At 24.6% G+C, this 10,565-nt stretch carries 9 protein-coding genes; all 9 read right to left on the bottom strand.

What is annotated here, in order from left to right; translation table 11 throughout:
• Positions 1 to 134 precede the first annotated feature (134 nt).
• The gene (locus Q5F54_RS06230) at positions 135 to 830 is read right to left on the bottom strand and encodes a polysaccharide deacetylase family protein (RefSeq protein WP_288526412.1); all 696 of its coding nucleotides are present in this window, start codon (positions 828 to 830) and stop codon (positions 135 to 137) included.
• Between the two features lie 25 nt (positions 831 to 855).
• Positions 856 to 1,827 carry a CAP-associated domain-containing protein gene (locus Q5F54_RS06235; RefSeq protein WP_302334111.1) on the bottom strand — a complete coding sequence of 324 codons (972 nt, stop codon included), beginning with the start codon at positions 1,825 to 1,827 and terminating at the stop codon, positions 856 to 858.
• Positions 1,828 to 2,000: 173 nt separating this feature from the next.
• Positions 2,001 to 2,798 (bottom strand): MORN repeat-containing protein, encoded by a 798-nt coding sequence (locus Q5F54_RS06240; RefSeq protein WP_071119855.1) that lies wholly within the window; start codon positions 2,796 to 2,798, stop codon positions 2,001 to 2,003.
• 326 nt (positions 2,799 to 3,124) lie between these two features.
• The gene (locus Q5F54_RS06245) at positions 3,125 to 3,991 is read right to left on the bottom strand and encodes a YitT family protein (RefSeq protein WP_071119854.1); all 867 of its coding nucleotides are present in this window, start codon (positions 3,989 to 3,991) and stop codon (positions 3,125 to 3,127) included.
• A gap of 480 nt (positions 3,992 to 4,471) precedes the next feature.
• Entirely contained in the window at positions 4,472 to 5,161 is a 690-nt protein-coding gene (locus Q5F54_RS06250) for an LrgB family protein (protein WP_071119860.1), read from the bottom strand.
• Between the two features lie 2 nt (positions 5,162 to 5,163).
• Positions 5,164 to 5,526, bottom strand: a complete 363-nt coding sequence (locus Q5F54_RS06255; protein WP_281538052.1) for a CidA/LrgA family protein — start codon at positions 5,524 to 5,526, stop codon at positions 5,164 to 5,166.
• Positions 5,527 to 5,985: 459 nt separating this feature from the next.
• Complete coding sequence (locus Q5F54_RS06260) at positions 5,986 to 7,338, bottom strand: tetratricopeptide repeat protein (RefSeq protein ID WP_302169209.1); 1,353 nt, start codon at positions 7,336 to 7,338, stop codon at positions 5,986 to 5,988.
• A gap of 190 nt (positions 7,339 to 7,528) precedes the next feature.
• Complete coding sequence (locus Q5F54_RS06265; protein WP_281538054.1) at positions 7,529 to 8,992, bottom strand: VanW family protein; 1,464 nt, start codon at positions 8,990 to 8,992, stop codon at positions 7,529 to 7,531.
• Positions 8,993 to 9,043: 51 nt separating this feature from the next.
• A complete protein-coding gene (locus Q5F54_RS06270) occupies positions 9,044 to 10,435 on the bottom strand; it encodes a UbiD family decarboxylase (RefSeq protein ID WP_281538055.1) in 1,392 nt (463 codons plus the stop codon).
• Positions 10,436 to 10,565: the final 130 nt, after the last annotated feature.

Here is a 10,565-nt window from a genome sequence, read left to right on the forward strand (position 1 = left end):
TTTTTCTATTTTATTTCTAAAGTTATTTATATTATTTATATTCATAGGTTATCAATAAATATATTCATGCTATAATTTCCTTATACATAAAAAATGCTATACCTCCTTAGGTATAGCATTATAATTTTTTCTAATTATTTATCTATTATCTGTGATACTGTTACAAATTCAAAACCTTGATCCATCATTTTAGGAATTAATATATCTAATGCAGCAACAGTATTATTAGTTGCATAATCATGTAAAAGTATTATATCCCCATTTTTTGCATTATTTATTATTTTATTTGCTATAACTTCTGCAGCTGGATTTTGCCAATCCCTAGCATCTACAGTAGTCCATAATACTATTTTATAATTAAGTTTTTTTGCTATCGATGCTAATTCTTCTTGTTTATAACTACCATATGGTGGTCTAAATAATGTTGGCTTTTTACCAGTTAGTTTTATAAGTATCTCTTCACATTTTAATATTTCTTCTTCTAACTGTGCATTTGTCAAGTTAGTTATATCTGGATGATTAAATGTGTGATTTCCTATTTCATGTCCCTCTTTACTTGCTCTAACTAAAGGATTTGGATACCAATTAGCATGTTTTCCAGCTATAAAAAAAGTACCTTTTACATTGTACTTATTAAGTACATCTAAAACTTGATTAGTTTCTTTTGGGTGAGGTCCATCATCAAATGTTAGTGCTATTAGCTTTTTATCTCTTGAACCATTTTTTATAAATACCTCTTCATCATTTATAGATTCGGCATACATAAACGAATTGCTAAAAAAAACTAATACAGCTGTAATTATAAGTGTGATTTTTTTGTGCTTAAACATAGTTATGACTTCCTTTCATGTATGTCTATGTGTAAAAATTTTGAGTATAGTATATGTTATAATATCCTCCAAATATAACACCAACTCCTATATACTTATAATCCCCTAAAATATTTTTTCTATGTCCTAAAGAGTTCATCCATGCATGATGTGCATATATTGCGCTGCTTTGCCCTGCTGCAATATTTTCTCCTGCATTTTTGTAATTTATACCTTCTTCTTCCATCCTATCGAAAGGACTTTTATTTTCTTTATTAGTATGATCAAAATAATTTTTTATCATCATATCTTCACTATGCTTTCTTGAGCTAGTAGTTGCTTTTTCACTATAAGATAATATATTTAAATTATTTTTTGTACGTTCAGTATTTACAAGGTCTTTAGTTTGAGCTTCAAAACTTTCTTGTAATCTATCATTTCCTTGTGGATAGATTCCATTTAATGTTGATTCTGCTTTTTTACTTATAATTTGGTATCCACATACTTTATTATCTTCATGTATATCATAAAAAACTGTTACATAGTTTTTTCCAATATCTAATATATCATATTGATCGTCAGAGTTTATAACATATCTAGTATTTCCCTTTTTCTTATATTCTAATGGACTGTATTTTTCTCTTACAAAATCTCTATTTGAGTTTAATCTTATATCTATTTCATTACTATCAATTCCATTACTATAAAGAGCTACTACATTATCCTCCTCTATTCCTACCATTGCAAATTTATTTAAATCCTCATTATATACATACCATTTGAAATTGTACTCACTATAATCGATTCTCGATGGTTTCCCTATATTAGATATTACATAAGCTTTATTGTCACCAATTTTTATATTCTTAAAATTATCCATATTTATATTATTATTAACTCTAATATCATTGGATGCTAATTTAGTATTTATAGTTTCAATTTCTTGTATAGTATTTCTGTTAGAGTAATAAGAATATACTAATATTATAGATAAAAATATAAAGATTATTTTTTTCAAAATATCATCCTCCAATAATTATTTACTATCTATGTATAATAAACATTTATAAAACAATTAATACCCCTTAATATAATTATTCTATATTCATTTATTATCTAAGCTAGTATATAATTTATTTAAATTAATGATATTTTAAATAAAAATAGCTTTGTCTAATTTTATAGACAAAGCTAAAGTTTTATTGCAAATATTTCATCTAAACTTCTATCAAATATGCAAGGCTTGTCAAACTTCCAAGTTCCTTCATATACTAATTCATTATTTAAATAGAAAGTTCCATCTCCATGCTTTTTACCATGTAAAAATTCACCTTCATATCTTTTTCCTTCTTCCCATATATACGTTCCTTTGCCATGAACTAAATTATTTTTCCATTCTCCTTCATATATTATATTTCCATGGCAATCATAACATACTCCATAGCCATCCATTTTATTATTTTTAAATTCGCCTATATACATGCTATTATCACGCCATATATATATTCCTTTGCCATGTTTTTTCCCATCTAACCAGTTTCCCATATATTCATCTTTACTTTTATATACCATCTGTCCCATTCCATTTATAGTATCCTCTAAAAAATTCCCTATATAGATATTACCACTTTTAAATGTACACATTCCCAGACCATTCTTCATATCATTTTTAAACTCTCCTATATACTCTATTCCCTCTACAAAATTATAGGTTCCTATTCCGTCCATTTTACCATTTACTATTTTCCCTATATATATATCTCCATTAGAAAATTCATAAATTTTACTAGGTATTTTCTTTTTATTTATACTTTCTACTTCTTCATATTTATTAATTTCAAGGTCTAGTATCTCTTCCTCAGAAGCTCTCTTACATCTTCTAGCCGTAAATCTTTGCCTTTTAATTATTGCATTAACTTCTCTTTTTATTTTATTTATATTTAATGTATACTCATTATACATATCAAAATGCTCTTTAGATAAATTCATAGCTCTTATATCTCCTATACGATTGATAGATTATCACATTATTAAATTTATTATATTATATATTTTGTATTATTTTCTATAAATATTTTTAATTTACAAAAAAAATAAAGTGTTTTTTGTATAAAACACTTTATTTGTAGAGTAGACATTGTCCGATTCCATTAAATCCATTAAGACACCCGCTCTAATACACTAAACATTTTCAATTTTAAAGTAATTTATACCGTATGTATAAACTTCCCGATAAATTTATACAACTCTAGAGTTTTTTGAGAGCATTACCTCTCTTTAAATATTATGTTAATTAAATTAAATTTTATTCATTTTTATAAATATTTTTCTTTAAATCCTCTTCCTTTAACTTCGGTGACATCATTTACTGATATAAATGATTTTTTATCATAGTTTAAAGCTATTTCTTTTATTTTAGGTATCTCATTTGATGATACTATGCAATATATAATTCTTTTTTTCTCTTTTGTATATGCACCTTCTGCTTCTAAGAATGTTACACCTCTATGAACAATAGTCATTATATCTTTTGCTATAGATTCACTTTCTCTAGATATAACCATAACAGATTTTTGAGAGTTCATGGCATCCTTTACAATATTCATAGCAGAAGCACTTAAAAACATTTCAATAAGAGTATATAATGCTAAATCCATACCAAACAATACTCCACTAACTAAAACTATTAATATATTTATACTTAATGTTGTATCCTTAACTTGAATATTTTTTTTAAATTTTAATATTGCAGCTATTATATCCGTTCCACCTTGAGATGATTTAGTTCTAAATACAAGCCCTGATCCAATTCCAGCTAGTATTCCTCCAAATACACTTTGAAGTAATATATCATTTACTGGGATTATATCACCTATATTTTGAGTTAAACCTAATAATATAGAAAATAATATCATATTGATTAAACTAGATATACAAAATGATTTTTCTAAATATATAAACCCTAATATAAATATTGGTATGTTTATTAAAAATGTTAATATACCTATATTAATTCCAGTCAAATAGTTTATAGCTGTAGATATTCCTGGAACCCCTCCACTTAGCAAATGTGCTGGCCTTATAAATCCATTTATACCTATGCATGCTATTAGCATACCTGTTATTATTACAAGATATCTTAGAAAAATATTATCTTCTACGGCGGTATTAACTTTACTCATCGTATTCTCCCTTCAAGCTCAATAGTATATAACTATTTTGTTTCTTTATTCATTACATGTTATATTATATTACCTTTTTTTAATATGTCTAGTGCATTTTTAATCAGCCTTTTGTGTATATTGTAGCTATTCTTTTGACAAATGATTAGTTGTATTTTTTTCTTGCATTTTATAACTTATTTATATATTTAATTGTAAATATAATTGTTTATAATATCAGGTATATTAAGGTATTCATAAAAACAAAAAAAATACAATTATGTATATATAATAAAATATATGCATAACTGTATTTCATATTTTTCATTTTCATTTGATATTTTTTTTAATTTTTTATTGTTTAATTTTAAATCATATATAGTTTTACAATATATTTTATTTTTATTGATATATTATTTAAAAATAATATTATAATATTTAAAATTATAGATTTATTTAATTGGATTACATTGTTTAGTAATAATATAAACTATTTAAACGCTACATAAAATTTATTATTATAGGTATTAAAATAACTGTAATTATTCCTGAAATCCCTATAGATAGTCCACTCATTGCACCTTCAACTTCTCCCATTTCTAATGCTTTAGTAGTACCTAATGCATGTGCTGAAGTACCTAATGCAATTCCTTTTGCTACAGGATTATTTATTTTTCCTATTTTAAATACTATAGGAGATATAATAGCACCTAATATCCCTGTTAATATTATAGATACTACTGTTATTGCTTCTACTCCATTTAGTGTTTTTGTCAAAGATATACCCATAGGTGTAGTTATTGACTTTGGTATTAATGAATTTATTATATCTACATCAGCATTAGTAAAGTGTCCTATTAATTTTATTGATATAAAAGATACAACAACTCCACAGCTTATACCAATTAATATCTCTAATAAGTATTTTTTAAATAAATCAAACTGCTTGTACAAAGGAACTGCTAATACAATTGTTACAGGACCTAAAAAGAAGTTTATTCTATCCCCTCCTAACTTGTAACTTTCATAAGGAATCTTAGTTATACTTAAAAATAATATAATACCTAGAATAGCTATAAGCAATGGATTAAATATAGGCTTATTAGTTTTTTTCTGTATATATATTCCTATATTAAAAAATAATATTGTAAGTATTACTCCAAAAATTTCTGTGTCAAATACATTATACATAATCAATTCTCCTTAGACTTTTTATTTATCATAATGTCAACTAATTTACCAGTTACATACATAACTATAATAGTACTTATAAATATTGTAATTAATAATACAAATACATTATCTGATATAAGATCTAAGGATTTAATTAATGAAACTCCTGCTGGTATAAAAAATATAGCCATATTATCTAAAAAGAAATTACTTACTTCATTTATACTTTCTAATTTTATAACCTTAGCTTTAAGTAGTATAAACAATAATATCATACCTATTATACTACCCGGGATAACAACTACACTTTGTATAAATGAACTAATATATTCACCTAAGGCCCATAAACCTAATATTATTGCCAGTTGATTTAGTGTTTTCATATTTGTCTCCTAAAAATCGTCATAGTTTTAAAGTTAAAGTAATAAATCATTTTAACTTTTATTTTTATAATATATAATTTCTAAACTATATAAAAAGTTTATCTTGTTTATCTATATAATTACTATTATTACCTTGAATTACTTGTGCATACCAATCTTCAACATCTAATGCATAATAAAAGATAGGATTATTTAGATACTACAAGATTAATTTAAAAATCCCCACATTTTATTTATTCTAATTCTAGTAATCAATCGCTTAAATTAGATACAACTTCAAATATAGTATTTATTACTATATCTTTATTTATAAATCCTTACTTACCATCTATAAGTATGGAAAGGAACAATTCTTTTGTATATAATAGAGTTTACCTCCTACCAAATAATAAGTATATTAGTATTGTTAGTTTACTTTTTATTTGGTAGAGTATAGTATTCCTATGGTTTAGTGTTATTTTACTTTGATAAAATTTCTTTTACCTTTGAGTTATTATACATACTATCTGGAACTTCACTTCTCATTCCATAAAATGTCTTTTTAGCATTTTCTAAATCACCATTTTCATAGTATAACATTCCTAATTGATAGAAAGCATCATCATAGTATTGATCCTCTTTAGTATAAGTATTTATATACTTTTTATAATATTTTACTGCTTGATTATAATTTTTAGTTTTCTCGCTTAAAAATGCTACTTGGTATATTGATTCTGAAATATATTTTTTAGTTTTTCCATATTCAATTACCTTCTTAAAATACGTTATAGCATCTTTATAATTTTTACTAGCCTTTAATTCAAGTGCCTTTTGATATAAATCTACCTCACTAGAAACTAGCATTTCTTGTTTCTTAGCTTCATCTAATTCCTGATTTGTTTCATTTAGTTGCTGATTTGTTTCATCTAATTTTTCAGAAGTTTCACTTAGCTGCTTATCTATCTCTTCTATTTTTTCATCTTTTTTATTTAACTGAGCGTTTAGACTTTCTATTTTATTTTTATTACTTATATTATAAGCTACCATACTAATGGCTAATATACCCGCTATTGCATACGGCATAATATTTATTTTCTTTTTAGTTTTTTTCTCAACAACCTTAGTTTCTTTATCTTCACTTTTTATTTTGTTTTCAAATAAAGGATTATCTTTATCCACTTGTTCTAATCTATCTAAATAATACTCTTTCTTTTTTAGATTCCCCATTTTATCATAAAGTAACGCTAGTATAACATAAGGCTCTATCAAATCTGGGTCTTCCTCTATAATATTATTTAATATATGTATAGACTCTTGATTTAAATCTTCATTTATAAATCTTATAGAGTGATTATACCTTCCTAAGAAGACTTTAAACTCATCTGAAGATAATATATCCACATATTTTCTTGATAGTTCGTTATTCCCATAACACATTGCAGTATAAAAACTTTCAAATGACTTTGAAAAATCACACTTTAAAAGTTTTAATAATCCTCTTAAATTTAAGATATCCACATCTTTTGGGTTAAGTTCTGACGCTTTTTCTATAATTTCTGTAGCTGTAGTAATATAATTTCTACTCGCTAAATTTAAAGCTTCATTATATTTTTTATAAGATTCTATTTTTAACTCCTTAGATGCATCATCTGAAGAACTATTTAATGTATTTTGTAAATTAAGTATAGTTTCTTCTTTATAATTAGTAGTAACATAACTTTGCTTTAATGCTTTTAATGTTTCATTACTTTCTTCTTCATCTATATTAAAAAATGTTATATCTGATTTATCATCTTGTATTAAAGATATATCTAGACTCTTTTTATCCATCATTCTTATATCATTTATTATACTTTTACCTAAAATAATAATCTCCTCCATTTCTATATAATTAAGATATCACATTTGCTATATCAAGTCAAAACTATACATTTTTTGCTATTTTTCTATACATAAAAATAAAATGACCTTAATTATTATAAAGGTCATTTTATATACATTTTAAGTTTATTCTTTTTATATTTTAATTATTTGAAATTGGCGATTCTTCAAATATAGCCTCTGTTTCTTGTTCTGGATTAACCTCTACATTATTAGGAGGAACTACATCTTCAGAAGGTATATTCTCTACAGGAGTAGTTTCTTCTTCAACTATAGGAGCCTCCATTGTTCCAACCGCCACTACCCCTTGTTTTTTAGGATAGTACGATACATATACCTTTTCTTTTTTTAATACATTTCCATTATTATCTTTATATATTCTATATGTAGATACAGTATATCCCTTTCTACCAGCCTCTAACTGCTTTTCTTCTCCTTTAGGTAATGTTGGATCATCGACTTTTTTAATCGGAGCTTCAGATACACTATCTGTATTAGTTAGTATTTCTATTTTTTGTTTATCTTCATTGCTTCCATATATTGTACAAGTTAAAGTATTCCCATAAACTGAATTCTTTATATAAACAGGATACTTTAAATTATTTTTAAATATAAAATCTATTGCACCATCACTAACAGTGGCATCTCTACCCTTAGGTACATATGATGAAGGTATTGAATGATTTTTAATAGATTCTATCTCTAATCCAGCATATAAAACTGCATTATAAAGTGTTGAGGATACTTGACATACTCCACCACCTATACCTTCTTGTACTACACCTTGTACTATTACAGGTGCATTTTTATATCCATTACTTGTAGTTCTTGAGCCAGTGTGTTTATTATAAGAAAAGCTCTCACCTGGCATTAATAATACGTCACTAGTACTTTTTGCAGCCAACGCCACATTATGACTTCTTCCTGAAACAGATGAGTCAAATTTAGTAGAATATGTTCCAAGCATTGTATCTACCTTCTCTAAACTTTCCTCTTTTACATCTGGTTGTATTTTTTCAACCACTAAGTTTATTAATGTATTTCCTTTTTCTAGTTCATTTATAGCATTATTTAAACTTTCATCTACTTGTAAATTTACTCCCTCTTCATCCTTTTGTATTTTTATATTAGAGTTTTCAATTTTTATACTTGCATTCTTCATAGAAACATTTATATCTTTTGACAATCCCTCTATATACGATTTAAGCTTATCTTTATTATAGTTAATAGATAATTTAAGAGTATTTTTATATCCTCTAAGGCTATTTATAGTTATTTTTAAATTATCTATAAATGATCCTTTTCTATTTAATCCATATGCCTGTTCTACAGTATTATCTATATCATAATAAAAATCAATTTCTTTAGCCAAAACGATAAATTTTTTATCATTATATTTAAACTCGATGTTATCTTCATTATATATATTTTTTAGTTTTTCACTAGCTTGTTCCTTAGTTAATTCACCTATATTAGTATCATTTATATAAGTATTTTTACATATTTTATCTCCATTTATAATAACAGTTAGTGTTCCTATAAATATAAAACAAACTGATAAAATAATACCTAATACTATCCATATTTTTTTATTAATATTTTTCATATGCTCTCTCCTTAAACTAGCATCAATTATTAAAGCGTGCTAAAAACACGCTTAATAATCTTTTATACCGTCATTATCTATTAAATACACCTTTTCAGTATACATATTTATAATATAGACTTCTTTTTTCTTAAATAACCCTTTATTAACAACTTTATAATAGTATATATCTCCATCATCTTTTAACTTTTTATCTAAGTCAACTTTATTATCTATATATTTATCTATTTTATCATTTGATACACTTATAATCTTTTTATATTTATTTTGTTTTTCTTCTAATTTTTTCTCTAGTATAAATTGTGCTTTTTCTTCAGTTATTGCAAATTGAATACTTCCATCTGATGTAACCCTAAAGTATCCATCGCTATAATTTGTTTTATAATCCTTATTTGAATCTTTATAAGAATATATTTCTTTAGATTTTGCATCAATTAATACTTCATCTATTAAAGTATCATGTTCATATACCTCTGTATAATAATACTTCTCATCATTAACCATCTGTTGGAATGAATTTATAGATAAATTTGATTTCTTCTTGTTGCTTTTTTTAGCAATTAAATTCAGTATATCGTCAGTAGTTAACGTATACATAGCTAAATTAGTTTGATATTGTTTTTCTAGTTCTAATATAGTTTCATCATCTATATAATATTCCTTAATATAATCTATATATTGTAGTGCTTCTTCATAATCACCATTTTTGTTAGCTTCTTTTGATTTTTCTATGTAGTAATTATACATAAGCTCTATGCATTCTTTTTTATTTTTATTAGCTAATTCATAGTATTTTTTATCAATTTGTAAAACTTTATCATAAGAAGTTATAGCTTCATAATATTTTTTATCAGTCTGATATTTTAATGCAGATTTATATATTTTTCTTGATTGATTTATTTCTTCTATATTATTTTTATAAATATCTAAACTATTTACCATACCATTTATAATAGAAGCAGTATTTATGTAGGAAATTGCTGTATCATACTTTATATTTTCCTCCTGATACATTTCATCTACTCTTTTTGCCTGCTCTATAATCTTTTTTAAATCTACATTTATATTTTCTAAAGCGTTGATAGTATTTATAAGTCCTATATATTGTTCTTTTGATATTTGTCCTGTTATATACTTATCCCCACTATCAAGAAGTAACTTATTAATCTTTTTAGAAACAGACTTATTAAGTCTATTCATTTTAGATCTTGAAAATTCTTTTTCCCAGTCTTCATAGTTATTAAGTGCAATTGAATATTTTCGTTGTTCTATATTTTTAACTAAAATATTAGACTCTTTCGAAACACTTAACTCATCACTACTTACTAAAAATATTATAATTAAAACTATAAATCCTAATATTGAAAGTGAAGTTGTTATTATAATCTTTTTCTTAGAATCTATAAAATCTATCCACTCGTCAAATTTTTCCTTAAGATTCATAAATTTTCCCTTTCTTAAGCTTAATAATTTATTTAATTCAAACGCTTATTAAATTATAACATATATATTCATTATTAACCATATTCAGTAAGTAGTTATTTATTTTTTGATAATATAAGTCTATTTATAA

The sequence above is a fragment of the uncultured Romboutsia sp. genome (assembly GCF_958366745.1).
Lineage (GTDB): Bacteria > Bacillota > Clostridia > Peptostreptococcales > Peptostreptococcaceae > Romboutsia > Romboutsia timonensis.